This is a genomic window from Yimella sp. RIT 621, assembly GCF_004146205.1.
Classification (GTDB): Bacteria; Actinomycetota; Actinomycetes; order Actinomycetales; family Dermatophilaceae; genus Yimella; species Yimella lutea.
Genome location: NZ_SEIP01000002.1, coordinates 1 through 26,780, shown reverse-complemented (window position 1 = coordinate 26,780; position 26,780 = coordinate 1). Strand labels below are relative to the sequence as shown.

The 26,780-nt window shown below is 68.6% G+C and carries 29 protein-coding genes; 22 read left to right on the top strand and 7 right to left on the bottom strand.

Features of this window, described 5'->3' with window-relative positions; translation table 11 throughout:
• Genes EU513_RS01985 through EU513_RS01975 form a run of 3 tightly spaced genes read left to right on the top strand, consistent with a single transcriptional unit; the run spans position 1 to position 2,123 of the window.
• Positions 1-462, top strand: a complete 462-nt coding sequence (locus EU513_RS01985) for a RidA family protein (RefSeq protein ID WP_129624189.1) — start codon at positions 1-3, stop codon at positions 460-462.
• Positions 462-1,310, top strand: a complete 849-nt coding sequence (locus tag EU513_RS01980) for an NUDIX domain-containing protein (RefSeq protein ID WP_129624188.1) — start codon at positions 462-464, stop codon at positions 1,308-1,310. The genes EU513_RS01985 and EU513_RS01980 overlap by 1 nt, the downstream gene beginning before the upstream one ends.
• Positions 1,311-1,331: 21 nt before the next feature.
• Entirely contained in the window at positions 1,332-2,123 is a 792-nt protein-coding gene (locus tag EU513_RS01975) for an MBL fold metallo-hydrolase (RefSeq protein ID WP_129624187.1), read from the top strand.
• A gap of 2 nt (positions 2,124-2,125) precedes the next feature.
• Here EU513_RS01975 and EU513_RS01970 read toward each other — a convergent pair whose 3' ends face one another.
• The gene (locus EU513_RS01970; protein ID WP_205744631.1) at positions 2,126-2,803 is read right to left on the bottom strand and encodes a Crp/Fnr family transcriptional regulator; all 678 of its coding nucleotides are present in this window, start codon (positions 2,801-2,803) and stop codon (positions 2,126-2,128) included.
• Between the two features lie 115 nt (positions 2,804-2,918).
• Between EU513_RS01970 and nth the strand changes: the two genes are divergently transcribed.
• Positions 2,919-3,680, top strand: a complete 762-nt coding sequence (nth, locus tag EU513_RS01965) for an endonuclease III (RefSeq protein ID WP_129624186.1) — start codon at positions 2,919-2,921, stop codon at positions 3,678-3,680.
• Positions 3,677-4,318, top strand: coding sequence for a CoA pyrophosphatase (locus EU513_RS01960; RefSeq protein ID WP_239702503.1), 642 nt, complete (start codon positions 3,677-3,679; stop codon positions 4,316-4,318). Before nth ends, EU513_RS01960 begins: the two co-directional genes overlap by 4 nt.
• A 60-nt stretch (positions 4,319-4,378) precedes the next feature.
• On the opposite strand, the gene EU513_RS01955 is transcribed toward EU513_RS01960, so the two are convergent.
• On the bottom strand, positions 4,379-4,768 hold the full coding sequence (locus EU513_RS01955) for a phage holin family protein (protein ID WP_129624185.1): 390 nt from the start codon (positions 4,766-4,768) through the stop codon (positions 4,379-4,381).
• A 76-nt stretch (positions 4,769-4,844) separates the two neighbouring features.
• Complete coding sequence (gene nhaA / locus EU513_RS01950) at positions 4,845-6,158, bottom strand: Na+/H+ antiporter NhaA (protein ID WP_129624184.1); 1,314 nt, start codon at positions 6,156-6,158, stop codon at positions 4,845-4,847.
• A gap of 95 nt (positions 6,159-6,253) precedes the next feature.
• On the opposite strand from nhaA, the gene EU513_RS01945 reads away from it, so the two are divergent.
• From EU513_RS01945 to EU513_RS01910, 8 genes are all read left to right on the top strand, one after another.
• Positions 6,254-7,135, top strand: coding sequence for a Fic family protein (locus EU513_RS01945; RefSeq protein WP_239702502.1), 882 nt, complete (start codon positions 6,254-6,256; stop codon positions 7,133-7,135).
• A gap of 505 nt (positions 7,136-7,640) precedes the next feature.
• Positions 7,641-8,330 carry a hypothetical protein gene (locus EU513_RS01940; RefSeq protein WP_129624182.1) on the top strand — a complete coding sequence of 230 codons (690 nt, stop codon included), beginning with the start codon at positions 7,641-7,643 and terminating at the stop codon, positions 8,328-8,330.
• On the top strand, positions 8,327-9,466 hold the full coding sequence (locus tag EU513_RS01935; protein WP_240795882.1) for a TadA family conjugal transfer-associated ATPase: 1,140 nt from the start codon (positions 8,327-8,329) through the stop codon (positions 9,464-9,466). The genes EU513_RS01940 and EU513_RS01935 overlap by 4 nt, the downstream gene beginning before the upstream one ends.
• Positions 9,466-10,131 carry a hypothetical protein gene (locus EU513_RS01930; RefSeq protein ID WP_129624181.1) on the top strand — a complete coding sequence of 222 codons (666 nt, stop codon included), beginning with the start codon at positions 9,466-9,468 and terminating at the stop codon, positions 10,129-10,131. The genes EU513_RS01935 and EU513_RS01930 overlap by 1 nt, the downstream gene beginning before the upstream one ends.
• Entirely contained in the window at positions 10,128-10,577 is a 450-nt protein-coding gene (locus EU513_RS01925) for a type II secretion system F family protein (protein WP_129624180.1), read from the top strand. The genes EU513_RS01930 and EU513_RS01925 overlap by 4 nt, the downstream gene beginning before the upstream one ends.
• A 63-nt stretch (positions 10,578-10,640) precedes the next feature.
• Positions 10,641-10,853 carry a DUF4244 domain-containing protein gene (locus EU513_RS01920; RefSeq protein ID WP_129624179.1) on the top strand — a complete coding sequence of 71 codons (213 nt, stop codon included), beginning with the start codon at positions 10,641-10,643 and terminating at the stop codon, positions 10,851-10,853.
• Positions 10,850-11,230, top strand: coding sequence for a TadE family type IV pilus minor pilin (locus EU513_RS01915; RefSeq protein ID WP_129624178.1), 381 nt, complete (start codon positions 10,850-10,852; stop codon positions 11,228-11,230). Before EU513_RS01920 ends, EU513_RS01915 begins: the two co-directional genes overlap by 4 nt.
• Entirely contained in the window at positions 11,217-11,600 is a 384-nt protein-coding gene (locus EU513_RS01910) for an Rv3654c family TadE-like protein (protein WP_240795881.1), read from the top strand. Before EU513_RS01915 ends, EU513_RS01910 begins: the two co-directional genes overlap by 14 nt.
• Here EU513_RS01910 and EU513_RS01905 read toward each other — a convergent pair.
• Positions 11,536-13,863 (bottom strand): DEAD/DEAH box helicase, encoded by a 2,328-nt coding sequence (locus EU513_RS01905; RefSeq protein ID WP_129624177.1) that lies wholly within the window; start codon positions 13,861-13,863, stop codon positions 11,536-11,538. The genes EU513_RS01910 and EU513_RS01905 overlap by 65 nt on opposite strands.
• Before the next feature lie 125 nt (positions 13,864-13,988).
• Between EU513_RS01905 and EU513_RS01900 the strand changes: the two genes are divergently transcribed.
• The 4 genes from EU513_RS01900 (at position 13,989) to EU513_RS01885 (ending at position 19,572) form a co-directional block, all read left to right on the top strand.
• Positions 13,989-14,354, top strand: coding sequence for an STAS domain-containing protein (locus EU513_RS01900; RefSeq protein WP_129624487.1), 366 nt, complete (start codon positions 13,989-13,991; stop codon positions 14,352-14,354).
• A complete protein-coding gene (locus EU513_RS01895) occupies positions 14,351-15,841 on the top strand; it encodes a methyltransferase (protein WP_240795880.1) in 1,491 nt (496 codons plus the stop codon). Before EU513_RS01900 ends, EU513_RS01895 begins: the two co-directional genes overlap by 4 nt.
• A gap of 137 nt (positions 15,842-15,978) precedes the next feature.
• A complete protein-coding gene (gene topA, locus EU513_RS01890; protein WP_240795879.1) occupies positions 15,979-18,738 on the top strand; it encodes a type I DNA topoisomerase in 2,760 nt (919 codons plus the stop codon).
• A gap of 138 nt (positions 18,739-18,876) precedes the next feature.
• Positions 18,877-19,572 (top strand): hypothetical protein, encoded by a 696-nt coding sequence (locus EU513_RS01885; RefSeq protein ID WP_129624175.1) that lies wholly within the window; start codon positions 18,877-18,879, stop codon positions 19,570-19,572.
• 68 nt (positions 19,573-19,640) lie between these two features.
• Here EU513_RS01885 and EU513_RS01880 read toward each other — a convergent pair whose 3' ends face one another.
• Positions 19,641-20,975, bottom strand: coding sequence for a serine hydrolase (locus EU513_RS01880; RefSeq protein ID WP_129624174.1), 1,335 nt, complete (start codon positions 20,973-20,975; stop codon positions 19,641-19,643).
• Positions 20,976-21,078: 103 nt separating this feature from the next.
• Between EU513_RS01880 and EU513_RS01875 the strand changes: the two genes are divergently transcribed.
• From EU513_RS01875 to EU513_RS01855, 5 genes are read left to right on the top strand one after another with little or no spacing between them, the layout of a single operon-like run.
• A complete protein-coding gene (locus EU513_RS01875; RefSeq protein ID WP_168990099.1) occupies positions 21,079-21,924 on the top strand; it encodes a polysaccharide lyase family protein in 846 nt (281 codons plus the stop codon).
• A 55-nt stretch (positions 21,925-21,979) separates the two neighbouring features.
• Complete coding sequence (tmk, locus tag EU513_RS01870) at positions 21,980-22,603, top strand: dTMP kinase (RefSeq protein ID WP_129624172.1); 624 nt, start codon at positions 21,980-21,982, stop codon at positions 22,601-22,603.
• Positions 22,600-23,760, top strand: a complete 1,161-nt coding sequence (locus EU513_RS01865; protein ID WP_129624171.1) for a DNA polymerase III subunit delta' — start codon at positions 22,600-22,602, stop codon at positions 23,758-23,760. The genes tmk and EU513_RS01865 overlap by 4 nt, the downstream gene beginning before the upstream one ends.
• A 21-nt stretch (positions 23,761-23,781) precedes the next feature.
• Positions 23,782-25,374, top strand: coding sequence for an alpha/beta hydrolase (locus EU513_RS01860; RefSeq protein ID WP_129624170.1), 1,593 nt, complete (start codon positions 23,782-23,784; stop codon positions 25,372-25,374).
• A 55-nt stretch (positions 25,375-25,429) separates the two neighbouring features.
• Positions 25,430-26,074 (top strand): HAD family hydrolase, encoded by a 645-nt coding sequence (locus EU513_RS01855; protein WP_129624169.1) that lies wholly within the window; start codon positions 25,430-25,432, stop codon positions 26,072-26,074.
• Here EU513_RS01855 and EU513_RS01850 read toward each other — a convergent pair.
• Together EU513_RS01850 and EU513_RS01845 are read right to left on the bottom strand one after the other, a co-directional pair.
• Entirely contained in the window at positions 26,064-26,327 is a 264-nt protein-coding gene (locus tag EU513_RS01850; protein ID WP_129624168.1) for a hypothetical protein, read from the bottom strand. The genes EU513_RS01855 and EU513_RS01850 overlap by 11 nt on opposite strands.
• Before the next feature lie 13 nt (positions 26,328-26,340).
• The coding region (locus EU513_RS01845) for a YciI family protein (RefSeq protein ID WP_370447333.1) at positions 26,341-26,780 on the bottom strand (440 nt) is incomplete at its 5' end.

The window sequence follows — 26,780 nt, the reverse complement described above, 5'->3', positions numbered from 1 at the left end:
ATGTCCGAAGTCGAGAACCGGCTGGCCGAACTCGGGCTGACCGTCCCCGCAGTCGCCGCTCCCGTCGCCGCATACGTGCCGGCGATCCGTGACGGCAACATCGTGATGACCTCCGGCCAGTTGCCGTTTGTCGACGGCAAGCTCGCCGCAACCGGCAAGGTCGGTGCCGACGTCTCGCCCGAGGACGCCGCCCAGCTGGCTCAGACCTGCGCACTGAATGCGATCGCCGCGGTGAAGAGCATCGTCGACGACCTCGACAGCGTGCGCGTGGTCAAGGTCGTCGGCTTCGTGGCCAGCGACCCCTCGTTCACCGGTCAGCCGGCCGTGATCAACGGTGCCAGCGAACTGTTCGCCAAGGCGTTCGGTGAGAACGGCGCGCACGCTCGCTCGGCCGTCGGCGTCGCAGTGCTGCCGCTCGACGCACCGGTCGAGGTCGAAGTCACGGTGTCGGTGCGCGACTGATGAACGACCAGCCGCGGGTGATCGAACGCCTGTGGCAGCCTGCCCCGAAACTCGGCGAGCTCGCGTCGGACTGGGTCCGCGCGGGTTCGCCGGGCGGGGTGCAAGCCCGGCGGGCCGCCACCGTCATGCTGCTGCGTGACGAGCCCGGTGGGGTCGAGGTCTTCATGATGCGCCGGGTCGCCACGATGGCATTCGCGCCGTCGATGTGGGTCTTCCCCGGCGGAGGCGTCGACGACCGCGACGCGCATGTGTTGCCGGCGTGGGCCGGGCCCTCGCCGCAGGAGTGGAGCGAGCGTCTCGGCGAACCCGTCGACGTCGCGACCTCCTTGGTCGTCGCGGCCGCTCGGGAGGTCTTCGAGGAGTCCGGAGTGCTGCTCGCCGCACGCGGCGACGACGCGATCGTGTCGCCGGACGAGCACCCCGAGCGGGACGCCGACCGCGCAGCGCTTCTTGCCAGGGAGGTGTCGTTCGCGCAGCTGCTGCAACAGCGCGGCATGACCCTGCGGACAGATCTGCTGCAGGCGCAGGATCACTGGGTGACGCCGGAGTTCGAGCCCAAGCGGTACGACACCTGGTTCTTCGCCGCGCTCATGCCCGACGGGCAGGACGCCGACGACCAGACCACCGAGTCCGACATCAGCCGGTGGGTGCGCCCCGCCGATCTGTTGGCCGATCTGGAGTCCGGCGATGCCGTGATGTTGCCACCGACCGAGTTGCAGCTGGAACGCATCCGACGGGCCCCGGACGCGCAGGCGATGGTGCGCCTTCGTCCGCCGCTGATGACCGTCATGCCGGTTGCCGAGATGGGACCCGAAGGAGTTCGGCTCCGCACCCGGTATTACGGGTGATCCGACGGTTACCGTTCATTCATGACCGAAGTTGTTTGGACCGGCGGCGCCGTCAGCGACCGCTCCGCAGTGATCCTGTGCCCCAACCCGGGACCGATGACGTTGGAGGGCACCAACACCTGGGTGCTGCACTCGACCTCGACCGACGAGGTGATCGTCGTCGACCCAGGCCCGCTCGACGAGGAGCACCTCACCGCGATCGAGAACTACGTCGAGCAGATCGGCGCCCGCGTTGCGCTGACATTGGTGACCCACGGTCACTTCGACCACGACGAGGGCGTGCCCCTATGGGTGGAGCGCACCGGTTCACCCGTGCGTGGCGCCGGCCGCGGCGAGTCCTTCGAGGACGGCGACCGGATCTCGTCGGGCGACATCGACCTTCGCGTACTGGTGACGCCCGGCCACACCAAGGACTCCGTGTCCTTCGCCTGGGACGAGGAGCGTCTGCTGCTCACCGGCGACACCGTGCTGGGACGCGGCACCTCGATCGTGGCGCACCCCGACGGGAACCTGACCAGCTACCTGGCCTCGCTCGAAGCGCTTTACGCGGCGGCGTCCGAGGGTGGTTCGTTGCTCGCCCCCGGCCACGGGCCGGCCACGACCGATGCGGCAGCGGTCATCGACTTCTACCGCAAGCACCGCGCCGAGCGTCTCGAGCAGGTGCGCGCTGCGCTCAAGGACTCCGACCCGGACACCGAGGACCTCGCCCAGGCGATCGTCGAACTGGTGTACGCCGATGTGTCCAAGGACGTCTGGCCGGCGGCCAAGGCGACCGTGCAGGCGCAGTTGGAGTACCTCGAACTCCAGCGTTGAACCTAGCGGCTGCGGCGCTGCAGCCGCTCGACGTCCAGCAGCGTCACCGCGCGAGCCTCGAGCTTGACCCAACCGCGCGCGGAGAAATCGGCGAGGGCCTTGTTGACCGTCTCACGGGAAGCGCCGACCAGCTGGGCGAGCTCCTCCTGGGTGAGGTCGTGCGCGACCAGCACGCCTTCGTCCACCGGCTTGCCGAAACGCAGGGAGAGGTCCAGCAAGGCCTTGGCGACGCGTCCGGGGACGTCGGTGAACACGAGGTCGCCGAGGGCCTCGTTGGTGCGGCGCAACCGGCGGGCCAGCGCGGTGAGCATGGTCATCGCCACTTCGGGGCGGCTGCTCAGGAAGTCGCTCATCGCCTGGTGGCCGATGCCGACGAGTTCGGTGTCGGCGACGGCGGTCGCGGTGGCGGTGCGGGCGCCCGGGTCGAACAGCGACAGCTCACCGAGCATCTCGCCGCGGCCGAGGATGGCCAGCAGGTTCTCGCGTCCGTCGGGGGAGCGTCGGCCCAGCTTCACCTTGCCGTCGGTGATCACGTAGAGCGAGTCGCCCTGATCGCCCTCGTGGAACAGTTCCTGCCCGCGGGGCACCTTGGTGCGGGTCATCGACTCCAGCAGCGCCTCGGCCGCCTGGTCGTCCAACGCTGCGAAGAGAGGTGCTTTGCGCACGGATTGGGTGTCCACGAGGGTCAGTCTGCCACGGCAGTGGTGTATTTCACGTCCGCCTCGGCCGGGTGGCTGATGATCCCGCACTCCCGCGGGGAGCCGGGTGTCGCCATCGGTCTCTAGGGTGAGTCACGTGAAGCCGATCGACATCGAGAACGAGACACCGGTGGCTCGCACCCGGCGCGCTCGCAAGACCTACCGGGTGCTCGCCGACTTCTACCCGTACGCGCACTGTGAACTCGACTTCGAGACGCCGCTGCAACTGCTCGTGGCGACGATCCTGTCGGCCCAGACGACGGACGTCGGGGTCAACAAGGTGACGCCGGTGCTGTTCGAGCGCTACCCCGACGCGAAAGCGCTCGCGGAGGCCGATCGCACCGAACTGGAGGAGCTGTTGCGTCCCACCGGGTTCTTCCGGGCCAAGGCGAACTCGGTGCAGACACTCGGCCAGGTGCTGGTCGAACGATTCGGGGGCGAGGTGCCGAACAAGCTCGCCCACCTCGTCACCCTGCCCGGTGTGGGCCGCAAGACCGCGAACGTCGTGCTGGGCAATGCTTTCGACGTCCCGGGCATCACGGTCGACACCCACTTCGGCCGGGTCGCCCGACGGCTCGGCTGGACCGACGAGACCGACCCGGTGAAGGTCGAGCACGCGATCGGTGAGCTGTTCCCGCGCAAGGAGTGGACGATGCTCAGCCACGTGCTGATCTTCCACGGCCGACGCATCTGTCACGCCAAGCGTCCGGCGTGCGGTGCGTGCCCGGTCGCGCGGTGGTGCCCGTCCTACGGCGAGGGCGAGATCGACGAGGACAAGGCGCGCAAGCTGTTGAAGTTCGAACTGGCGCCCGGGCGTGAGGACGACCTCGCACGCCTGCGCGCGGAGTACTCCTCGTGACCGCTCCCGTCCCGGCCTGGCTGCCGAGGTTGATGGAGCGGGCGGGCGCCGACGACTCGTTCTTCAACTCCTTCGGCCTGCCCGAGGGGCGGCGCTCGGCGGTGCTGATCCTCTTCGCCCCGCACCCCGACGCAGGCGAGGACGTGCTGCTCACCCAGCGCTCGGAGGTGATGCGCAAGCATCCCGGCCAGGTGTCGTTCCCCGGCGGCGGCATCGACCCGACGGACGCCGACGCGACAGCGGCCGCGCTGCGCGAGGCCCACGAGGAGGTCGACCTCGATGCGTCCGAGGTCACCGTGCTGGGCGAGTTGGCACCCGTACCGCTCACCGTCACCGGCTACCACGTCACCCCGGTGATCGGGTGGTGGCACGACCCGGGCGAGATCCACGCCAAGAGCCGGCAAGAGGTCGACCGCGTGGTGCGTGTCGCCCTGTCGGACCTCACCGATCCGGCCAACCGGTTCAGTGCCGTCCACCCGGCCCGCACCTTCAAGGCTCCGGCATTCGAGGTCGACGGCCTCTACGTCTGGGGTTTCACCGCGATCCTGCTCGACGCCGTCCTCAAGCTCGCCGGCCTGGAGCAGCCCTGGGATGTCGAGGACGAACGTCCGGTGCCTGCACGTTTCCTGCTCCGTTGATGCTGTGACACACGCACGAAGTCCCCGGCACCCTCGCGGGCCGGGGACTTCTGCGCTGGATCAGGAAGCTTTCGGCGGCTTCAGCGCGGCAATCGTCTTCTCCGCGTTGTCGATCGTCTTGACCGGCTTGCCCTGCATCTTGCTCAGCGCGCTCTTGCCCATCAGGGCGAGGATCAGCGTGATCAGCAGCAGCACGCCACCGACGATCAGGAAGGCCGCCCAACGCGGAAGGCCCGCAGCGAACAGGCCCCATGCGCCGGCAGTGAGCAGGAAGCCGAGCGTGAAGAGACCGAAGATCCCTGCGCCGACGAGCAGGCCTGCACCCTTGCCGCCCTTGCTGACGTCTGACTTGATCTCCATCTTGGCAAGGGCGATCTCACCCTTGACGATCGACTGAAGATCCTGCGACGCATCAGCGACCAGCTGACCGAGTGTGCGCTCCTGGGCCATTCGAATTCCCTCCGAGACTTGCCGGGGACGGTTAACTACGCCGTTTTCCGGCGTGACATCGCACCTACCCTAGCGTTCACTTCGCGCCCGTGGTCCCTGCGCGTCCACCGTCCTGAGCACGCTGGTAGACGTCCGGGATGCCATCGAGGTCGTCGTCGCGCGACTCCTGCTCGTGGATGCGCTTGTAGACCTTGTCGCGGCGACGCAACACGATCGTTGCCAGCAATGCCGCGGTGAGCGAGCCGAGAAGCACCCCGATCTTCACGTGCTCGTCGGCCTCGCTGCCGGGGCCGAACGCGAGCTCGCCGATCAGCAGCGACACCGTGAAGCCGATACCGGCCAGCAATGAGAGACCGAACACATCGGACCAGGCGAGGTCGTCGTCGAGGTCGGCGCGGGTGAACCTGGCGAGCACGTACGTCGAACCGAAGATGCCGATCACCTTGCCGACGACGAGGCCGACCATGATCCCGATGGTGATGGGGTCGGTCAGCGCGGCCAGGATGTCGCCGCCGACGAAGCTGACACCGGCTGCGAAGAACGCGAACACCGGCACGCAGAAGCCGGCCGACAGGGGACGGACGCGGTGCTCGATACGCTCGCCGAGGCTGTGACCGTCTGCGCCCCTGGCGGCCGGAACGATCAGGCCGAGCAGGACGCCGGCGATCGTCGCGTGGATACCGGAGTTCAGGACCAGCACCCACGTCGCAACGCCCAGCGGGATCAACAGCCACCACGGGTGACTGCGGGTGCGCGCCACCCAACCGAACAACGCCAGCGGGACGATCGCGAGCGCGAGCATGACCAGGTTCAGATCCGAGGTGAAGAACAACGCGATGATCGTGATGGCGATCAGATCGTCCACGACGGCGAGAGTCAACAGGAACGAGCGCAGCGCGGACGGCAGATGACTGCCGATGACCGCGAGCACGGCCAGCGCGAAGGCGATGTCGGTGGCCGTCGGGATCGCCCACCCCTTTGTGTTGCCGTCGAGCACGAGCTGGGCGACGACATAGAGAAGGGCCGGCACGGCCACACCACAGGCGGCGGCGACAATCGGCACAGTCGCCTTCGCGGGGTCGCGCAGGTCACCGTGCACGAACTCGTGCTTGAGCTCCAGCCCCACCACGAAGAAGAAGACGGCGAGCAGGCCGTCGGCGGCCCAGTGCGCGAGCGAGAGCTCGATACCGAGCGCAGGAATGTCGAGGTGGGTCTTCGACAACGAGGTGTAGGCGTCGCGCCACGGCGAGTTGGTCCAGATCAGCGCGAGCACGGTCGCGATCAGCAGCAGCGCACCGCCGACGGTTTCGAGCCGGAGCAGCGCGGCGATGCGCTGCGCTTCGGGCCATTCGCCGCGAGAGAACAATTTCGGACGGGTGGGAGTGGTCATCGAGCCTCTTGTCGATCGGGGTCGGTCAGGACGTTGCCGACCAGACTTCCCGGCTCACCATGAGCTTCGAGTTTACCGGGGCCTACCGTTGTCGCGTGTCCGACGTCCATGCTGCAGTCGCCCAACTCGCTCGTCTTCCGCAAGTGCCGCAGGCGGTGGATGCGGCCCGCGAGGCCTGCACCGCCCTGCGCTGGCACCCGGCGCTCCGCCGGCGCATCCCGGAGGCGTCGGCCGAGTCGCGTGTGCGTGGAGCGACGGCGAGCGCGGCACTGGACGGCGCACAGATGTCGGTGACGCTCGTGCGCGATGTCTTCCGTGGGGCGCGCCGGCTGCCGGAGCACCCGGACCCTGTCGAGCGGACGATCGGTGCGGCCCTGCGTGCCACCGCGGAAGCCGAACATGTGCGAGCGATGGTCACCTCCGCGCCCCGGCAGGCGTTGGCCCGGCTGCACGTGGCCGCGATGGCGGATCTACTTCCGCCGGACCAGGTCGGACGGCCGCGCACCGGTTCGGAGGACAGCCGAGAGATGCTCGAACTGGGCCCGGCGCCGTCCGCGTCCGACGCGGGGGAGCGACTGACCCAGTTGTGCGAATTGCTCCAGGGCTCAGCGCACTTGCCGACCGTCGTCGTCGCGGCGATCGTCCATGCGGAGCTTGTGGCGGCACGCCCGTTCGTCCATGGCAATGCACTGGTTGCTCGCGCGTTCGAACGCGCCTTGGTGTGGGGCAGCGGGCTCGACCCCACCGGAGTCGCGGTACCGGAACAAGCGCACCACTCGATGGAGACCGACTACCACGGCGGGCTGGCGGCGTACGCATCCGGTGACCCGCAGGGCGTGCGGTTGTGGATCCTGCACGAAGCGACGGCTCTCACCCGGGCGGCGGGAGCCGGGCACGATGTGTGCGACGCAGTGCTCGCCGGAAGACTCACATCGCCTCCCTCTGCATCTCTTGATTCCCGGCCGACGCAGGAGTAGACCTGTTCTCAGGCGAAAGCCTGAAGACCACCGCAACTGAACAGGGCACCCACGCGAAGGCAGTTCACTAGTGAACCGCTCGTTCGACCCCTTGTGGGTCGGCGACAATCGGGAAATGCACGCTTGGTAACCCTGCAGAGGTGCGGTCGATGAAGCCCTGCTCCGATCTTTCGGAGCAGGGCTTCAACCCGGCGCGGCGCGTCCGGTCACCTTTTACCCGTTGTGGAGAAGGTAAGAACTTGGTATGGAGATGGTCAGGACGCTTGTCCCTGCCCACCTTGGCTCGCATGATTGACCTGTCGGCGCTCCCAACATGGTCGTAGCGCGGTGTTCGTCCCCATCCCCCTGGGCGACGAGCATCTGGAAGGCCCCGTCGTCCCCCCGGCGGGGCTTTCCCCTGTTCACCTCTCAGGTTTGTCCACAGCCCGACCAGCGGTCGTCGGTTGTTCACAGCCGGTGATCCGCCCCTCGCCGCGCTGCAGTCCCGCAGGGTCGGATGCGGTGCATGAACGGTTTTGCGCGTGCTCTGCATCTGGTCGGTGGCGAGTTTGCCGCACCCTTGCGCGCGGCGACGGTCCGTGTCGCCGCGGAGCAGGGCCTGTGCCCGGTGCTCATCGATCTGTCTGCGTGGTCAGGTGGCAGTGATGTGTTGCTCGGTCTCGAACACGCGCCGGGGGTGCGCTGGCACGACCTCGACGGTGCCGATGGTGAGTTCGACGCCGACGGCCTGTTCGACAGACTGCCGGTCGGGCCGCTCGGCGAACGGGTGCTGGCGCATGACCGGCATGCAGCCTCACCGGTGTCCGACGGCGTCGTCCGAGCAGCGGTGCACGCTTTGCGGTTGAGCGCGTCGTTGCTGATCATCGACGTCGTCAGTCCGGTCGCGTCTGCCGACATCCACCGCGCCGGCGACGGCCTGTGGGTCATCGCCGGTGACGAAGTGCGCTCGACCGCGGCCGGAGTCGCTGCGGCGCAATGGTTCTCACGACACGGCTTCGTCCATGGCACGCTCCTGCTGGGCGACGGTGTCGGTGGCAGCGAGGACTTCGACACGATCGACGCAGCGGTACGGGTCGGACGCACCGACCGGCGTGACCTCGAGCGGGGAGTGCTCTGCGGACGACGTAGGTCATCGTTGCGCGCGCCGGCCGAGCGGATGATCGCCGACCTGGTGGGTTCGGAGAACGCGGCATGAGCGTCGTCGGCCGGACGATGTGGGAGCACATCCGCTCAGGCGAGGTGCCGACGAAGGATCGCATCACTGCGGTCGCCGGTGCGGAGGCGGCTGTCCTCGGTGAGCGCAGCGCCGGAGAGCTCGGACAGCGGTGGACCGCCGAGGTGCTCGGTGGCGGCCCCTTGCAGCCGTTGCTCGACGAGCCCGACGTCACCGACGTCTTGGTGAACGGACCGGGCCAGGTGTGGATCGATCGCGGCGACGGCCTGCAGCCGGTCGACCTCAACCTGGGCGACGAGGACGCGGTACGCCGCCTGGCGGTGCGGCTCGCGGCCATCGCCGGTCGCCGACTCGACGACGCGAGCCCCTGGGTCGACGGCCAACTGCCGGGCGGTGTTCGCCTGCACGCGATGCTGCCGCCTCTGGTCTCCGATGGCCCGCACCTCTCCCTGCGGATTCCGCGTCGCACCGGAATCGGACTGTCCCAGTTGTGTGCTCGCGGTCTGACCGACGTGCTCGGGGAGCGACTGCTGACCGCCTTGGTCGAACAGAAGGTGGCGTTCGTCGTGACGGGCGGCACCGGCAGCGGGAAGACCACGCTCCTGTCGTCGATGCTCGCGCTGGTGCCGGCGGCCGAGCGGCTGTTGGTCGTCGAGGACGTTCGGGAAATGATCGTCGAGCACCCGCATGTCGTGCGCCTGGAATCGCGGCCGCCGAACGTCGAGGGTGCCGGCGAGGTCACGCTGGCGGCGCTGGTCCGGCAGGCGCTGCGGATGCGTCCCGACCGAGTGGTCGTGGGTGAGGTGCGGGGTGCCGAGGTGCGGGAACTGATGAGCGCCCTGAACACCGGTCACGAGGGCGGCTGCGGCACGTTGCACGCGAACTCGCCGGTCGATGTCATCTCCCGGTTCGAAGCACTCGGTGCCCTGGGCGGTATGGCCCCCTCGGCCGTGCGTTCGCAGCTGGCGAGTTCGGTGCGCGTGGTCGTGCATGTGCAACGGACGCCGGCCGGTCGGCGTCTGGCCCAGGTGGGTGTCATCGGCGTCGACGAAGGCGAGCTTCGCGTCCGTCCGGCACTGCGGTGGGAGGCCGGGCAGGCCGTCCCGATGGAGGGTCTGTCTGCCCTCGAATCTGTGCTCGGACGGGCGGTCCGGTGATGGTGCTGGCGACCGTATTGGTCTTCGCGGCAACGCTGCTGTGGTTCACCCCGGCTCGAGTCACACTTCCACGTTCATGGCGGCTGAGCCCCAAAAGACCGGCAAGCACCACGCTGGAGGTGTGGTCGGTGCTGGTGGAGTCGATCGCGACCGGGGTCCGTTCGGGCGCTGCGCCGACCTTGGCCTGCGCGGCGGCGTGCTGCGCAGTGGGCCAGTCGATGACCGAACCACTGCCGCAGATCGGTCGCCTGCACGCGGCGGCGGTGTCGGGTGGGGATCTCGCAGCGGCGTGGCGCGACGCGGCGGACAGCCTTGATGATCCGGGTCTGTGGGCGGTTGCGTCCGCGTGGGCACTGTCCGATTCCACCGGTGCTCCCTTGGCGGACGCCCTCGCGGTGGCCTCCCGGTTACGCCGCTCGGAGACCGAGCGTGCCGCGCGTGCCAAGGCTGCTCTCGCGGCTCCGGTGACGTCCGTCAACCTGCTCACCGGCCTCCCGATCTGCGGAGCCGGGCTCGGCGGCCTGCTCGGCGTCGATGTCTGGTCGGTGTACGCCTCTCCGCTGGCCGTCGTCACCGTCGTGCCCGGCGTGGTGCTGATCGTCGCCGGACGCTGGTGGTGCCGAAGATTGGTCGCCCGCGCCGGCCGCACGAGGCGACTGACATGAGCGAATCCACGGTCTTGGACGCCGCTGCGGCGATCGATCTCGTCGCGATCGCGCTCGGTGGCGACCTCCCCTTGGCCGATGCGCTCGGTGCGGTCGCGCAGGTGAGCAGGGATCGCATCGAGCACGATCTGCGCCTGGTCGAAGCAGCCCTGCGGTGGGGCGTCGAGCCGTCCGTCGCCTGGCGCGAGGCGGGCGAGGTGTGGGCCGCGGTCGGAGTTGCCTTCGCCCTCGCCGGCGACCTCGGTCTGCCGCCACGCGGCCTGCTGCACGACGCCGCCGAATCGATCCGTCTGAACGAAGCCGCCCGCTCCGAGGCGGCGGTGGGACGCCTGAGCGTGCTGCTCGTCCTGCCGCTCGGACTGCTGTTCCTGCCTGCCTTCGCGCTGCTGGCCGTGGTGCCGGTCGTGATCAGCCTCGCCCGATCGACGCTCGACGGCATCGGGTGAGACACAGACCACCGGAGGACATCCGGTCGGAATCAACAGAATCCGAACACGAAGGAGAACGAGATGAATGAGAAGACCCTGCCCGGCGTCCTCGCCCGGCGTTGGCGCGCGGTGCGCGAGGGCGGTGCCGAATCCGGCATGGCCACGAGTGAGTACGCGGTCGGCATCCTCGCCGCGGTCAGCTTCGCAGTCGTGCTGATCGCGATCGTGAAGTCGGCGGCGGTCAAGACCGCGCTCACCGGGATCATCACCTCGGCCCTGTCGGTCGCGGGGTGAGCAGCGCAGCCGTCCGGGCTCGGCGACGGGACGCGGGCATGGTCTGCGCCGAGCTCGCGGCTGCGTTCCCTGCCGCGGTGTTCGCCCTTCTGCTGGTGCTCGGGGTGGCGCAGCACGCGATCACCGCCACCCGCGCGGAGGAAGCTGCGCGACTGGCCGCTCGGTCGGCGGCACGTGGCGACAGCCGGGCGGAGTCGATCAGCCTCGCCCGTCGTGCAGCGCCCGCTGCGTCCGTCGAGATCTCCGGTGAAGGCGAACGGGTACGCGTCCACGTCGTCCTGCCGGCGCGCGGGGCGACGGCCTGGTTGGTGCCTTCCGGCCGGTTCTCCGCCTCTGCGGTTGCGGCGATCGAGGAGGCACCAGGTGAAAAGCCCTGATTCGGAACGAGGTTCGGGCAGTGTGCTGATGCTCGGGGTCGTCGCGGTGGCGGTACTGCTGTTCGGTGCTGCAGCCACGTTGGCGAGCGCGCAGCAGGCTTCGGCGCGAGCGCGCACCGCCGCCGACCTCGCAGCACTCGCAGCTGCCGGCGCCGTCGCCCGAGCGGAGTCGACGGCTGCGTGTGCCGCCGCGTCCCAGGTGGCTGCTGCCAACGGTGCCGCCCTGGTCGGCTGCTCGGATCTCGGTGCGGGTGACTTCGAGGTCGTCGTCACCGTCCGGCCCCGGTCCCGTGTGCTCGGTCCGGCTACGGCTCGATCGCGGGCCGGACCGGAGGGCGCAGGTAGTCACGCACCAGCCCGAGCACCTTGATCGCACCGTCCTTGTCCAGCGGCTCGTTACCGTTCCCGCACTTGGGCGACTGGATGCATGCCGGGCACCCGCTGCGGCAACGGCAGTTGCGCACGGCGTCCAGCGTGGCTTCGATCCACCGCGCCGGCTGACGGAATCCACTGTGTGCGATGCCGGCACCACCCGGGAACCCGTCGTAGACGACCACGGTCGGCAGGCCGGTGTCCTGGTGCAGCGCGGTCGAGACACCCCCGACGTCCCACCGGTCCGACTGGGCGACGAAGGACAGCAGGCCGATCGCGGCGTGCTCGGCGGCGTGCAGTGCGCCCGGCAGTGACGGCTCGTCGACGCCGGCCGCGGCGAGGACGTCGGCCGGCAGCGTCCACCACGTGCCCCGGGTTCGCAAGGTGTGCACCGGGAAGTCGAGCGGGTGCTGACCGATCACCTCACCGCCCGGCAGCCGCCGTAAGAACCCGGTCACCTGCTTGTGGACGACGATCTGTCCGTAGTGCCATTCCAGGTCTGCGTGCCGGCCGCCGGCCTCGACCTGCGCGATCTCGAACTGGGAGTCCGACGTCGCCCAGGTCGTCCAACCCGGGTCGCCGGGGGTGACTTCGGCCAGCGCCGCCTCGACGTCGTAGTTCGTCACGACGTACGTCTTGCCTTGATGCACGTACACCGCACCGGTGTGCACGGTCGTCTCGGCACGATCACCGTCCACCGTTCCGAGCACCGCTCCGCTGCGCTTCTCGACGATCGCCACGGGAGTGCCGAGGTTGCCACGCAGGTTCAGATGGTCACCCGGACGGTCGTCGCGGTCCCAGAACCAGCCTCGCGGGCGGCTACGCAGGATCCTCGCGCGGGCAAGGGTGTCGGCGAGTTGGGGCAGGCTCTCACCGAAGTACTCGACATCGTCCGGCGTGAGCGCCAGTTCATAGGCGGCCGCCGCGAGGTGCGGTGCCAGAACGTGCGGGTTCTCCGGGTTGATCACCGACGGCTCGACCGGACGGCCGAACAGCGACTCCGGGTGATCCACCAGATAGGTGTCCAGCGGGTCGTCGGCCGCGACGAAGAGCGCCAGGGACCGCCGCCCGCTGCGACCGGCCCGCCCGACCTGCTGCCACAACGACGCGGTGGTGCCTGGCCAGCCAGCGACGATCACCGCGTCCAGACCGCTGACGTCGATGCCGAGTTCCAGCGCGTTCGTGGCGGCCACACCGCGCAGCCGTCCGGTGCGCAGGTCTCGCTCGATCGCACGACGTTCCTCGGGAAGGTAACCACCGCGATAGGCGGCGATCTGCGTCGTCGGCTCGGTGACGTGGTGCCGCACCGAGTCGGCCACTCGTTCCACCCCGACGCGCGACTTGGCGAACGCCAGGGTCTGCACGCCGTCGTCGACCAGCCGGGTCATTAGATCGGCGGTCTCGGCGATCGCGCCGCGCTGCACCTCGCCCTGCGGGGTGTCGACCATGCCCGGCCGCCAGAGCCCGAAGGTCAACTCCTGGCGGGGAGACCCGTCATCGGTCACCGCGGTGACCGGTCGTCCCACCAGGGCGCTCGCATGGCCGGCCGGGGAAGCGATGGTCGCTGAGGCCAGCACGAAGACGGGATCGGATCCGTACCGTGCCGCCACCCGGCGGAGCCGGCGAAGGACCAGCGCCACGTGGGTACCGAAGACGCCTCGGTACTGGTGACACTCGTCCACGACCACGACCTGGAGCGAACGGAAGAACGATGCCCAGCGTTCGTGTGTCGGCAACAGGGTGTGGTGCAGCAGATCGGGGTTGCTCAGGATCAGACCCGCGTGGTCGCGGATCCAGCGGCGTTCGTCGCGAGGGGTGTCACCGTCGAGCACCGCCGCCCGCACCGTAGGGATCGCCCAGGAACGGATGCGAGCCTCCTGGTCCGCGGCCAGGGCCTTCGTCGGTGCGAGGTACAACGCGGTCGCGCCGCGGCCGGTGGGTGCGTCCGCGCCCGCACTGACCGCGCTCAGCATCGGCAACTGATATCCCAGGCTCTTGCCCGAGGCGGTGCCGGTGCACAGGACGACATCCTCGCCGCTGTGTACCAGGTCGGCGGCTCGGCGCTGATGCGACCACAGCGAGGTCACGCCGGACCCTCGCACAGCAGCCTCCACCTGGGGATCCACCCAGTCCGGCCAGTCACGCAGATCGGCGGGCCGACCCGGGATGGTTTCGACATGTATCAGCCCGCCGGTGCCCGTGCCCGTGAGTCGTCCGAGGGCAGAAGCCGGCTCGAACGGGTCAGGCGCGGAACTGGTCATGGGCAAGCGTGGTCCTCGAACTACGGATAGGCGAAGTGCGCTACTTGAGCGTATGGTGCATGCGTGCGGCTCTTGCCGCGCGTGCTTGCACTGCCCTAATGACGACCATGGATGGGACCCTGCCAGTGGATCTGACGGTGACACGGCGCCAGGAAGACGGGCGCACGATTCTGCAGCTTGTTGGCGAGATCGATGTCTCGACCGCTCCGAGGGTACGCGATGAGTTGAGCCGGGTGATCGCAGACGGCAGCCACGATCTCATCGTGGACCTGTCCGATGTGCCCTTCCTCGACTCCACCGGTCTCGGTGTGCTCGTTGGACGCCTCAAGGCAGTACGTCTGGTCGACGGTGACCTCGTGCTCGCGGGTGCTCAGGAGCGCACGTTGCGCAACTTCAAGATCACCGGCCTCGACAAGGTCTTCCACCTGTACGACTCGGTCGACGCCGCGCTCGCCGCGAAGGTCGAGCCGGACGCCGCTTCATCGATGTGAACCACACCGGGCTGCACGCCGACCCGGAACTCCTCACGGCACTCGCCGCCGACCTCAGGTCGGCGGCGTTCACCGTTGACGGTGTCCAACAACGTCTCGGCCCGGTCGCGGCCGCCGCACTTCACCGCGAACAGGTCACGCCCGCGCGGCGGGTCGTCACCGACGACGATCCGCTCGACGTGCTGATCCGCTTCTTCACCCTCGGCGACGCCGTGCCCGGTGAACTGCTGGACGTCGCGGTCCCGGGCCTGCGGTCGCACGGACTGCGTGAGCTGGGACTGCTGGCCGATGACGGGCGAGCACGATTCGACCTGCGACCGCACGCCGACGACACCCACGACTGCTGGGTCGTTTCCGACCTGTCCGAACTGGTCACCGGCGGACCCCTGCCCGACGACCACGTGCTCGGCATCGGCGGAGCCTCCACCACTCTCGCCTCCTGGACGGTGCGCCGCCCGGCGGCGGGAGCCCTCGACATGGGAGCCGGCTGTGGCGTCCAGGCTCTGCACCTCGGCGCGCACTGCGAACGGATCATCGCCACTGATCTGTCGGCGCGGGCCGTCGAGATCCTTCGGTTCAACGCGGTGCTCAACGGCGAGCGGTGGGACGTTCGGTCGGGCTCGCTGTTCGAACCGGTGGCCGGCGAACGCTTCGATCTGATCGTCAGCAACCCGCCGTTCGTGATCACCCCACGTGTCGCCGGCGTGCCGTTGTTCGAGTACCGCGACGGCGGAATGGTGGGTGATTGTCTTGTCCGCACCGTCGTCCAGCAGGTCGAAGCGCATCTCGAACCCGGCGGCGTCGCCCAACTCCTCGGCAACTGGGAGGTGCCTGGCGGCACCGACTGGCAGGACGTCGTCCGGGAGTGGCTCGCCCCGACCGAGCTTGACGCCTGGGTCGTACAGCGCGAGACGCAGGACCCGGCCGAGTACGCCGAACTGTGGATCCGCGATGGGGGTCACCGGCCCGGTACCGAGGCGTACGAGCGCATGTATGCCGCCTGGCTGGACGACTTCGACGCCCGCGGCGTCGCAAGTATCGGTTTCGGCGTCATCACGCTGCAACGGCCGGCGACCAAGCGCCGCCGCTTCCAGGTGCTCGAAGAACACAGAGGCCCGGTCGCCTCGCCGGTGGGCCCGGCCGTCGACGCCGAACTCGCGGCGCTCACCTGGTGCGCCGAGCATCCGGACGAGGTGCTCGACCAGAACTGGCGGGTCGCCGACGACGTCACCGAGGAACGGTTCGCCGCTCCCGGCGCCGACGACCCATCGGTCATCCGCATCACCCAGGGCGGCGGGCTCGGCCGGCAGCTGCACATCGACACCGCGATCTCCGCCTACCTGAGTGTCGCCGACGGCGACCTCACCGCCCGTCAGGCGCTCGTCGCCATCGCAACCCTGCTCGAACGCGACGAGCGCGATCTGCTCGAACGTGCGCAGCCGATCGTGACCCGCCTCGTGGAGACAGGCTTCCTGGTCCGCACCTGACGCGACGCCGGTGAGGTGCGCCACACCGGCGTGGGCCGATTCAGCGCAAACCCGCGGGAGGCGTTACCTTCAAGGCGGCTCGCGTCGAAGCAGCGACGAATCCGCTGCACGCAGCCGCAGACAAGGAGCACATCGAAGTGTCGCGCAAGCTGGTCATCGTCGAGTCGCCCGCCAAGGCGAAGAAAATCGGCAGCTTCCTCGGGTCCGACTACGTGGTCGACGCGAGCGCCGGTCACATCCGTGACCTGCCCACCCCGTCCGAACTGCCGGCCGACATGAAGAAGGGCCCGTTCGGCAAGTTCGCGGTCGACGTCGACAACGGCTTCGAGGCCTACTACGTCGTCGATGCCGACAAGAAGAAGAAGGTCTCCGAGCTCAAGCGCGCCCTCAAGGACGCCGACGAACTCCTGCTCGCCACCGATGAGGACCGCGAGGGCGAGGCCATCGCGTGGCACCTGCTCGAGGTGCTGAAGCCCAAGGTGCCGGTCAAGCGCATGGTGTTCCACGAGATCACCAAGGAAGCGATCCAGCGCGCCGCCAACAACACCCGCGACCTCGACACCTACCTGGTCGACGCCCAGGAGACCCGCCGCATCCTCGACCGTCTCTACGGCTACGAGATCAGCCCGGTCCTGTGGCGCAAGGTTCGTCAGGGCCTGTCCGGCGGACGCGTCCAGTCGGTCGTCACCCGGATGATCGTCGAGCGCGAGCGGGAGCGTATGGCGTTCCGGGCCGCCTCCTACTGGGATGTCGACGGCGAGTTCACGGTCAACGGTGGGCAGCAGTTCGGCGCTCGCCTCACCGCTCTGGACGGCACGCGGGTCGCGACCGGCCGCGATTTCAACGACGCCGGTGAACTCACCGCCAAGGACGTCGTCCACCTCGACTCCCAGCGCGCGAACGCGGTTGCCGAGGCTGCCCGTGCCAGCCACGCCGACGTAACCTCCGTCCAGGAGAAGCCGTACACCCGGCGTCCGAGTGCGCCGTTCATCACCTCGACGTTGCAGCAGGAAGCCAGCCGCAAACTGCGTCTGTCCAGCCGCGACACGATGCGGGCCGCGCAGCGCCTGTACGAGAACGGCTACATCACCTACATGCGTACCGACTCGGTCGTGCTCAGCGAGTCGGCGCTCACCGCTGCCCGGGCTCAGGCTCGTGATCTGTACGGCGCCGAGTATGTGCCGGACGCCCCGCGTCGATATGCCGGCAAGTCCAAGGGTGCGCAGGAGGCGCACGAGGCGATCCGCCCCGCCGGTGATCGTTTCCGCACTCCGGCACAGGTGGCCGGCGAGTTGCGCGGCACCGAATTCGCTCTCTACGAACTGATCTGGAAGCGCACCGTCGCCTCGCAGATGGCGGACGCCCGCGGCTCGACCGCGACCGTCAAGCTGGCCGTCCCGGTCGACGCGGCGGGTGCGAAGTCGGCGGAGTTCACCGCCAGCGGCACCGTCATCACCTTCCGCGGCTTCCTGGCTGCGTACGAGGAAGGCCGCGACGTCGAGCGGGGCGCCGACGGCACCCCGACCGAGCGCCGTCTGCCGAAGCTGTCCGAGGGTGTGCGCCTGGAGGTGTTGGACGCCGAGGCCAAGGGGCACGAGACCTCCCCGCCGCCGCGCTACACCGAGGCTTCGATCGTGAAGGCGATGGAGGACAAGGGCATCGGCCGCCCGTCGACCTACGAGCCCACGATCGCCACTATCACCAACCGCGGCTACATCAACAAGCGCGGGTCTGCGCTCATCCCGACCTGGCTCGCGTTCGCGGTGACCCGACTCATGGAGGAGCACTTCCCGAGCCTGGTCGACTACGACTTCACCGCCTCGATGGAGGAGGACCTCGATCAGATCGCCAGCGGTGACGAGCAGCGCGTTGCCTGGCTGACCAAGTTCTACTTCGGTGGACCACAGGAGTCGCGCGAGGGTCTGCGCCGGATGGTCGAGGACCTCGGTGAGATCGACGCCCGCGAGATCTCGACCATCCGGATCGGCGACAACATCGCGGTCCGCGTCGGGCGGTACGGCCCGTACGTCGAGGAGCTCGCCCCGGCCGGCATCGACCCGAACACCGGCGAGGTCACCGAGGGCGCCGAGGTGAAGGACCCGCGCCGTGCGTCCATCACCGACGACATCGCGCCGGACGAGATGACGCCGGAGAAGGCCCGCGAACTGCTCGAACAGGCCGGCGACGACGGACGCGTGCTCGGCACGGACCCGCAGTCCGGCCACGAGATCGTTGCGAAGGCCGGCCGTTACGGCCCGTACGTCACCGAGGTGCTGCCCGAGCCCGAGGGCGAGGAGAAGCCCAAGCGTGGCGCCAAGAAGGCGAAGCCGCGCACGGCGTCGCTGTTCAAGGACATGGACCTGGGCACGATCGAACTCGACACCGCGCTGAAGCTGCTCAGCCTGCCGCGCGTTGTCGGTGAGACGACGGACGACAAAGGTGAGACGGTCGAGATCACTGCCCAGAACGGCCGTTACGGGCCCTACCTGAAGAAGGGCACCGACTCACGGTCGTTGCAGACCGAGGCGCAGATCTTCGACATCACGCTGGACGAGGCGCTCGCGATCTACGCACAGCCCAAGCAGCGCGGTCGCGCGGCGGTGGCACCGTTGAAGGAGCTCGGAGAGGACCCCGCGTCGGGCAAGCCGGTCGTGGTGAAGGACGGACGGTTCGGGCCGTACGTCACCGACGGCGAGACCAACGCGACGCTGCGCAAGGACGACGACCCGTCGACGATCACGCCCGAGCGCGGGTTCGAACTGCTCGCCGAGAAGCGGGCCAAGGGACCGACCACCCGTAAACGGGCGGCGAAGAAGACAGCCAAGAAGACGACGAAGAAGGCTGCTGCCAAGAAGACGACCGCGAAGAAGGCCGCTGCCAAGAAGGCGAGCGGCTGAGGGTTCGGTGAAGTTCGGCTTGCGTCACCCCCGTAGGCAGGAAAAACCGGTCAGGATCTGTTCGGAACTACGGGGAACCGAACTGCCGGGGATGTCGTCACACAGGCAGTTCCGCTTCGACACACAGGGAGAAACAACATGTCCAGCACCGCCATGCGCAACCGCGTCGCCGTCACCTCGCTCGCACTGGTCGGCGCGCTCGGCCTGACCGCTTGCAACAGCGACACGACCGTCACCAACTCTTCGAGCACGTCGTCCTCGACCAGCTCGGAGTCCACCAGCACCTCCGAGTCGCCTTCCAGCTCGCAGACCTCGACATCCACTTCCGAGTCGAGCACGACCTCGGAGTCGCCGACCAGCTCGGAGACCTCGTCGGCGTCCTCGGAGTCCAGCACCACCGCTGACTCCGGCCCGACCGACGTCACCCCGCGTGGCACCACCTTGAAGTTCAACCAGCCGGCCGTGATCGACGAGAGCGGCAAGGTCTTCCGTCTGACCGTAAAGGAACTGAAGGTCGCCCCGGAGTCGATCTACAGCGAGAAGAACCTGAAGAAGTCCGACGGCACCGTCTACTACATCAACTTCGATGTGAGCCCGGTCAAGACCAGTGGCAGCTTCTACTCCAGTTCGGTGAACGGCCTGTGGCTGTACCCGTCCTTCGGTTCGGGCCAGAAGGCGAAGCGCATGTACGGCTCGACCGACGACTGCAAGAGCAGCTACGAGAAGATCGAGGTCGGCCAGTCCGGCAGCGGCTGCTACATCTACCAGATCACCGGTGCCACCTCGAAGACGGTGACCTACGCCAACTCCAAGAACCGCCTCACCTGGGAGTGACCCCTTCCTGAGCGGGCGATCGAGAACGGGCGGAGCCGGTCGGCTCCGCCCGTTCTTCGTGTCCGGTGTCAGCCGAAGGGCAACGGCTCACGCGTGAACTTGTAGGTGGCCCAATTCATCTGTCGCACAGCACCGTTCGAGTCACGGCGGACGACCAGGCGTTCACCCTTCTCACGCCCGGCGATGGTGCGGAAGACGTCGTCCCCCAGCTTCTCGAAGACCGACCACTTCGCGGTGTCCGGCGCACGGTCGAGCTTGGCCTGCAGTTGTCCGTCGCGGATGACGAACGTGAAGCCGGACCCTTCGGAGAACCAGCGCCCGGTGAGCTCGGTGAAGCCGTCGGGTGTCGTGGAACCGGGCATCCACGGCTTCGGCATCGCCGGATCCTCCTGTGCCACAAAGGATCCGAGCTGGACCGCTGTGACATCGGGTTCGATCGCATTGGTGGCGTTCATGAGGACGCCGGCGCTGACACCCGAGTCCGCATGGGAGAAGAAACCGGTGATGCCGCCGGGCAGGCCGCCGGTGTGGCCGAACCAGGTGCGTCCGTCCTTGCGGACGAGTTGGAAGCCCAGGCCCCAACCGCCGCCCCACGATCCGTCGACCAGCAATTGCGGTGTGGTCATCTCCTCGACGGTGTCCTTGCGCAGCACACTGTCGTCGGGATCGAGCAGGAACTGGTGCCAACGCATCATGTCGCCGAGAGTGCTGCACAACGCACCCGCGGCGGACGTGGCTCCCTTGTCCAACAACGGTTCTCGCACCGGTACATCGGTGAACGGTGCCACGTAGTACTGGCCGGAGTGCGGTGCAGCGAGCTGCAGCGTGGACCGCTTGAGTCCGATCGGGTCCAGGAGCCGGGTCTGCAGCGACTGCTCCCACTCGCGGCCGTCGAGCCGCGCAACCAGCTCGCCCAGCAGTGCGTACCCGAGATTCGAGTAGTGCCACACAAGGTGCGGTCGGCCGATGCGTTCGGCCTCGTTCCAGCCCGCGACCAGGCCCTCTCGGTCCGGGAATTGCAGTGTGTCCCAGACGTCTCCGACGGGTTCGCGCTGCATCCCGCTGCCGTGGATCAGCAACTGACGGACGGTCACCGCACCGTGCTCGACGCCGGGGAGGTGCTGGTCGAGCCGATCGTCGAGGTCGACTTTGCCCTCGTCCCGCAGCTGCATCACCAGCGCCGCGGTGAACGTCTTGGTGTTGGACGCGACCAGGAACTGGGTGTCGTCGCCGAGCGGCACGGACGGGTCGTCGAGATCGGCGGACCCGACGGCCGTCGACCACGCGATCGCGCCGTCCCGGGCGACACCCGCTACGAGTCCCGGTGTGCGACTGTCGATCTGGGCCCTGCGGGCGATTCGTTCCAGGTCTCGGGTGAGCGGTTCGGCGAGTCGACTCTGCATGGCCCGACCCTACGCCCGAGATGTTCACCTCGACGTTGCCGTGGCGTCGGACGGGTCGCGCACGATGGCTTGATACCAGGGGTGGCGACTGCAAGGGATGGCGATGAGCGACACGGCAGAGGTGAGTGTGCCCTGGCACGTCGCCGACCGCGGCTTCGTCCTCGTGCCGGAAGTCGGCGCGATCCGGTTGTCCTGGAAGCCCTTCGGTCCGGTGTCTGCCTACGAGGTGCACGGTGTGCAGGGCCGTCGGGAGAACTGGCGTCCGAACAGCGCCACCCTGCTCTCGGTGACGACCGGGACCCGTTTCGTCCACCGCGGTCTCGGTCCCCGCTCCGGCACGTGGTCCTACCGCATCATCGCGGTCACCAGTCACGGCGAACACCTCATGACCACCATCGCCGTGGCGTCCTCACGGACATCGGTCACGGTGACCGGTCGGCCGGTGGCCGTCGTCGGTGCGTTCGACGGCAACGGCCTCGACCTGGCGATCAGCACCTGGGGTTTCGTGCACTACCGGACGACGTTCCCGGCCGATGTCGACTTCCGGTACGGGTTCGACCGCCCCGACCGACGCTGGAGCTATGTGCAGCCCGGACCGGAGGACGCCTGGGCCGGTCGCCGCAGTCACCGCTTCCGGCTGCGTTTCGACCTCGACCAGATCCCTACCGACGACCTCGACCTGGCACTTTGGCTGGTGGATCGACATCCCACCCGCGCCGGCTCGGCCAGCATCGAGGTGAACGGGCAGGCGCTGGAGTCGCTGTTGTTCGACGAGACCATCGGCGAGGTGTACGCGAGCCTCGTCGTCCCGGGTTCGGGAGCCGGGCCGGCCCACTTCGAGGCGGCCGTGCCGCGCGAGGCTCTACGTCTCGGCGAGAACGTGCTCGACATCGCCAAGGACCACGGCAGCTGGATCGCATACGACGCGGTCGGCATCTTCGCCCGCTGAGCGGTCTGCGGGATCCGCAGGGCGCGTGTCGGTGGGCTCGCCTAGGCTTGCCGCCATGTCGAACGCCACCGGTTTCATCGTCTTCGAAGGTGGCGACGGCGCCGGCAAGACCACCCAGATCGAGGCGCTGGCCCAGTGGTTGCGCTCGGTCGAGCGCACAGTGGTGGTCACCCGTGAACCCGGCGGCACCCCCTTGGGCGCCCAGATCCGGCAGTTGCTCCTGCACGGCGATCACGTCGAGCCGCGAGCCGAGGCGCTGCTGTTCGCAGCCGACCGTGCCCACCACATCGCGACGCTGGTCCGTCCGGCGCTCGAGCGCGGTGACGTCGTGCTGCAGGACCGTTACCTCGACTCCTCGGTTGCTTATCAGGGGGAGGGGCGTGATCTCGATGCCGACGACGTCCGCCGCCTGTCGATGTGGGCGACCCACGATCTGGTCCCCGACCTGACGATCGTCCTGGACGTCGACCCCGCCGTCGGCAGGGCCCGCCGCGGCGACTCCCACGACCGGCTGGAGCGGGAGGCGGACGACTTCCATCACCGGGTCCGTCAGCAGTTCTTGGCCATGGCGCGCCAGGCACCCGAGCGTTACCTCGTCCTCGACGCCGCACGCGACCGGGACGAGCTCGCCGGCGAGATCCGCACCCGTGTCACCGCGTTGCTCGGGATGAGGGCATGAGTCCGGCCACCGGAGTGGAGTCCGGCGTCTGGGCCGATGTCGTCGGTCAGCCCGAGGTCGTCGCCACGCTGCAGCGAGCAGTCACCACCCCGGGCTCCATGACGCACGCGTGGTTGTTCACGGGCCCGCCTGGTTCGGGACGCTCCACCGCGGCCCGGGCGTTCGCCGCCGCTCTGCAGTGCCCCGACAACGGGTGTGGCGCCTGCCGGGAATGTCGAACGGTGATCGACGGCTCGCACGCCGATCTCACCGTGTTGGCCACGCAGGGTCTGTCGATCCAGGTGCGCGACGCCCGCGAACTCGCCGTCGCCGCTCAGCACTCGCCGTCCGTCGGGCCGTGGCAGGTCATCCTCATCGAGGACGCCGACCGCCTCACCGAGCGCGCCGCCGATGCCCTGCTGAAGGCCTTGGAGGAACCGGTCGCCCGCACCGTGTGGTTGCTGTGCGCACCCAGCCTCGAGGACGTCATCATCACCATCCGCTCCCGCTCAAGGCACGTGCGGTTGCGCACCCCGTCCATCGAGGCGGTGGCCGACCTGCTCGAGCGTCGCGACGGCGTCCCGAAGGAACAGGGTCTGCTCGCCGCTGCAGCGGCACAGTCCCATGTCGGTCTGGCCAAGCGCCTGGCCAAGGACGACGCCGCCCGGGGGCGGCGCTCCGACACCCTCAACCTCGCCGGGTCCATCCGGTCGCTCGGCGACGCGATCCGCGCGGCCGAGGCACTCGACAGCCTCGCCAAGCAGGAGTCGGCAGCAGCCGCAGGTGAACGCGACGCGGCCGAACGCGAGCGACTGCTCGAGCAGCTCGGCGCCGATGCCGCAGCCCGCACCCAGCCACCGCACGTCCGTTCACAATTGGCGGCGCTGGAGAAAGAACAGAAGACCCGCGCCACGCGCATCACCCGTGATGTCATCGACCGGTCTCTGGTCGATCTGATGTCGATCTACCGCGACGCGCTGGTGACGCAGACGGGTAGCCCGGTCCCATTGATCAACCAGGATCACCGCGTCCAGGTCGAGACCCTCGCGCAGCACGCCCCCGAATCGTTGCTCGGGGCGATGGACGCGATCGGCACCGCCCGCGAGCGCATCGACGCCAACGTCCCGCCGCTGCTGGCCCTGGAAGCGATGATGATCTCGCTGCGCGTGCAGGCATGACCTGACGTAGCGTTGAGGACCATGAGCCGCACCTCACTCACCTCCTCGCGCCGAACCGGACGGTCGACGCTCGCACTGCTCGCCGCGTCCGCGCTGGCCCTCAGTGCCTGCAGCGGTGGTTCGGACGACGGGGCGAGCACCTCGTCCCCGGTCGGCTCCCAGCCCTCGTCCGGCGCCGCCACGACATCCGGTTCTTCTTCGACCGGCGCGGCGGACCCGGCCAAGGCGCTGGAGAAGTTCTACACGCAGAAGCTGACGTGGGGCGACTGCGAAGGCGTGAAGTGCGCCAAGCTCACCGTTCCGGTCGACTACGCCGACCCGGGTGGCCAGACGATCCAACTCGCGTTGTCGAAGGTCGCCGCGAAGGGCAAGGCCAAAGGCTCCCTCGTGGTCAACCCGGGCGGTCCCGGGGCGAGCGGCTACGACTACGGCGCGATGGCCGACGGGGTCGTGACGCCGAAGGTGCTCGAGTCGTTCGACGTCGTCGGGTTCGACCCGCGCGGCGTGGGGCGCTCGGCGCCGATCACCTGTGCGTCCGACGCCGAGATGGACACCATGCTCGGCATCGACCCGACTCCCGACGACAAGACCGAGCAGTCCTCGGTGCAGAAGTCGGTCGGCACCTTCGCGCAGGCCTGCAAGGACAAGGCCGGACCGCTGCTCGGGCACGTCTCCACCGTCGAGGTGGCCAAGGATCTCGACGTGCTGCGCGCCGCACTCGGCAGCGAGAAGCTGGACTACCTCGGCTTCTCCTACGGAACCTTCATCGGATCGACCTACGCCGACCTGTTCCCCCAGCGCGTCGGACGCTTCGTGCTCGACGGCGTGGTGCCGCCCGACGTCACCTCCCAGGAGATGAACCTCGGACAGGCCACCGGATTCGAGGCAGCGACCCGCAGCTATGTCGAGGACTGTGTCAGCAAGGGCGACTGCTATCTCGGCTCGACCGTCGATGCCGGCATGCAGCGCATCCGCACATTCCTGAAGCAGCTCGACGCCAAGCCGTTGCCGATCTCCGGCGAAGGCCCGGTCACCCGGTTCACCGAGGGCTGGGCCACGCTCGGTCTCGCGCTCGGGTTCTACTCCAAGGCGAGTTGGCCGTCCCTGACCGAGGCGCTGAAGGCGGCGATGGGCGGCGACCCCAAGCCGTTGATGGCAATGGCCAACCAGTATGCCGGCCGACAGGCCAACGGTGCCTACCAGGACAACTCGATGCAGGCGTTCTACGCGGTGTCGTGTCTCGACCGTAAGGCGAGCAACAACCTGGACGAATATGCAAAGGACGCAACGGAGTTCGCCAAGAAGGCGCCGACCTGGGGCAACATGCTGGCCTGGGGTTCGCTCACCTGCGGTGAGTGGAAGGTGCCGGCGACCGGCAAGCAGAAGAAGGTCACCGCCGACGGCGCCGGCCCGATCTTGGTGATCGGCAACACCCGTGACCCCGCGACGCCGCTCGCCTTCGCGCAGCGTCTGGCAAAGGACCTCAAGCACGCGCGCCTGCTCACCTTCGACGCCGACGGACACACCGCCTACGGCCAGAGCGAGTGCGTCAACGACGCCGTCGACGGGTACTTGCTGAACGGCACTCTGCCGCCGGACGGCCAGACCTGCTGACGGCGAACCTCGCCCGCACGACCGCGCACCTCGCGGGCAGTCGTACGGTTCTCGGGTGAGTTTTCGACCCGTTGCCCTGTTCGACTTCGACGGCACCCTGGCCGACACGATCCCGCTGATCGTGCAGTCCTACCACCACACCTTGGAGACCTCCGGGTTGCCGGCGGTGGACGAGGTGGAGGTGCGTTCGTGGATCGGGCGTCCGCTGCAGCCGGTGTTCGAGGAGCGTTACCCGGGCCGCGGCGAAGAGCTGACCGCGACCTACCGTGACTGGAACCTCGCCCAGCACGACGCCCTGATCGAGCGCGTCGAGGGGATGCCGGAGCTACTGAAGTCGCTGTCCGGCAAGGGGATCCGGCTCGGTGTCGTTTCATCGAAGAAGGCGTCCACCGTCCTGCAGGGATTGCGGGTGGTCGGGTTGGACGAGGCGATCGACGTGCTGGCCGGGATGGACGAGACGGCCAAGCACAAGCCCGAACCCGACCCGCTGCTGTTCGCCGCCGATGCTCTCGGTGCCGACCCGTCGGATTGCGTGTACATCGGTGACGCGGACGTCGACGTGCTGGCCGCTCGCGCGGCGGGCATGGCGTCCGTCGCGGTGACCTGGGGTGCCGGTACGCGCGAGGTGCTGGAGTCACTGGACCCCGACGCGATCGTCGACACGGTGGACGAACTGCGGGAGTTCCTGCTCAGAGGCTGACCCGTGCGGCCTTGGCGTTGAGGTAGCGCTGCTCGGGGATGCTGTGCGTCAGGCTCGCCGCGAGAGCGAACGCCGCCGCGGGCCGGCTCATCCTCCCCGGCGAGTTCGAGCAGGTGCGCGCGGGTGGCATGGAGTCGGTGGTTGCCCCGTTGTGCCGGGTCGGCGAGCAGCGGTCGGTCGGCGCGGTGAGCCCGGCCTCACGGATCGTGGTCTTCGCGCGACTGATCCGTTGCCCGATGGTCGCCGAGGGCATGAGCAGCTGATCGTCACTGGTCCTCGCCGCCGGGCCACATCGTCGGCCGCAACTCGATCGTCTCGCCCGGACCGGCGAACTTCACCGCGACTTCTTCGGCGCGAGCGCGGTCCTGCACATCGATGAGGAAGAAGCCGGCGAACTGTTCCTTGGTCTCGGCGTACGGGCCGTCGGACGCGATCGGGTCGCCGTTCTTGACCCGGTAGAGGGTCGAGGACTTCGGGTCGCCCAGTGCTTCGCCGCCGATCAGTTCACCCTGCTTGCCCAGTTCCTCCAGGAACGCGTCGGGCGTCCACCCGTGCTGTAGTTCGCTGGCGTCATGCATCCCGAACGCCGGAATCTCGGGATCGTCGTGGCCATGGGGCTTCGAACTGCAGCAGTTTGCGTACGACTCACCGTGGATTCCGAAGTGGATCGACGAAGAAAGGCCCCCGGCGGACCGGGGGCCTTGAC

Bases quoted from the DNA above. Each gene is read 5' to 3' on its own strand.
- EU513_RS01935 (WP_240795882.1), top strand. From the start codon at position 8,327: ATGAGCGTCGTCGGCCGGACGATGTGGGAGCACATCCGCTCAGGCGAG.
- EU513_RS01930 (WP_129624181.1), top strand. From the start codon at position 9,466: ATGGTGCTGGCGACCGTATTGGTCTTCGCGGCAACGCTGCTGTGGTTC.
- EU513_RS01955 (WP_129624185.1), bottom strand. From the start codon at position 4,768: ATGGCCCAGGAGCGCACACTCGGTCAGCTGGTCGCTGATGCGTCGCAG.
- tmk (WP_129624172.1), top strand. From the start codon at position 21,980: ATGTCGAACGCCACCGGTTTCATCGTCTTCGAAGGTGGCGACGGCGCC.
- EU513_RS01920 (WP_129624179.1), top strand. From the start codon at position 10,641: ATGAATGAGAAGACCCTGCCCGGCGTCCTCGCCCGGCGTTGGCGCGCG.
- EU513_RS01980 (WP_129624188.1), top strand. From the start codon at position 462: ATGAACGACCAGCCGCGGGTGATCGAACGCCTGTGGCAGCCTGCCCCG.
- EU513_RS01880 (WP_129624174.1), bottom strand. From the start codon at position 20,975: ATGCAGAGTCGACTCGCCGAACCGCTCACCCGAGACCTGGAACGAATC.
- EU513_RS01985 (WP_129624189.1), top strand. From the start codon at position 1: ATGTCCGAAGTCGAGAACCGGCTGGCCGAACTCGGGCTGACCGTCCCC.
- EU513_RS01860 (WP_129624170.1), top strand. From the start codon at position 23,782: ATGAGCCGCACCTCACTCACCTCCTCGCGCCGAACCGGACGGTCGACG.
- EU513_RS01875 (WP_168990099.1), top strand. From the start codon at position 21,079: ATGAGCGACACGGCAGAGGTGAGTGTGCCCTGGCACGTCGCCGACCGC.
- EU513_RS01940 (WP_129624182.1), top strand. From the start codon at position 7,641: ATGAACGGTTTTGCGCGTGCTCTGCATCTGGTCGGTGGCGAGTTTGCC.
- EU513_RS01925 (WP_129624180.1), top strand. From the start codon at position 10,128: ATGAGCGAATCCACGGTCTTGGACGCCGCTGCGGCGATCGATCTCGTC.
- nhaA (WP_129624184.1), bottom strand. From the start codon at position 6,158: ATGACCACTCCCACCCGTCCGAAATTGTTCTCTCGCGGCGAATGGCCC.
- EU513_RS01850 (WP_129624168.1), bottom strand. From the start codon at position 26,327: ATGCCCTCGGCGACCATCGGGCAACGGATCAGTCGCGCGAAGACCACG.
- EU513_RS01905 (WP_129624177.1), bottom strand. From the start codon at position 13,863: ATGACCAGTTCCGCGCCTGACCCGTTCGAGCCGGCTTCTGCCCTCGGA.
- EU513_RS01865 (WP_129624171.1), top strand. From the start codon at position 22,600: ATGAGTCCGGCCACCGGAGTGGAGTCCGGCGTCTGGGCCGATGTCGTC.
- EU513_RS01885 (WP_129624175.1), top strand. From the start codon at position 18,877: ATGTCCAGCACCGCCATGCGCAACCGCGTCGCCGTCACCTCGCTCGCA.
- EU513_RS01975 (WP_129624187.1), top strand. From the start codon at position 1,332: ATGACCGAAGTTGTTTGGACCGGCGGCGCCGTCAGCGACCGCTCCGCA.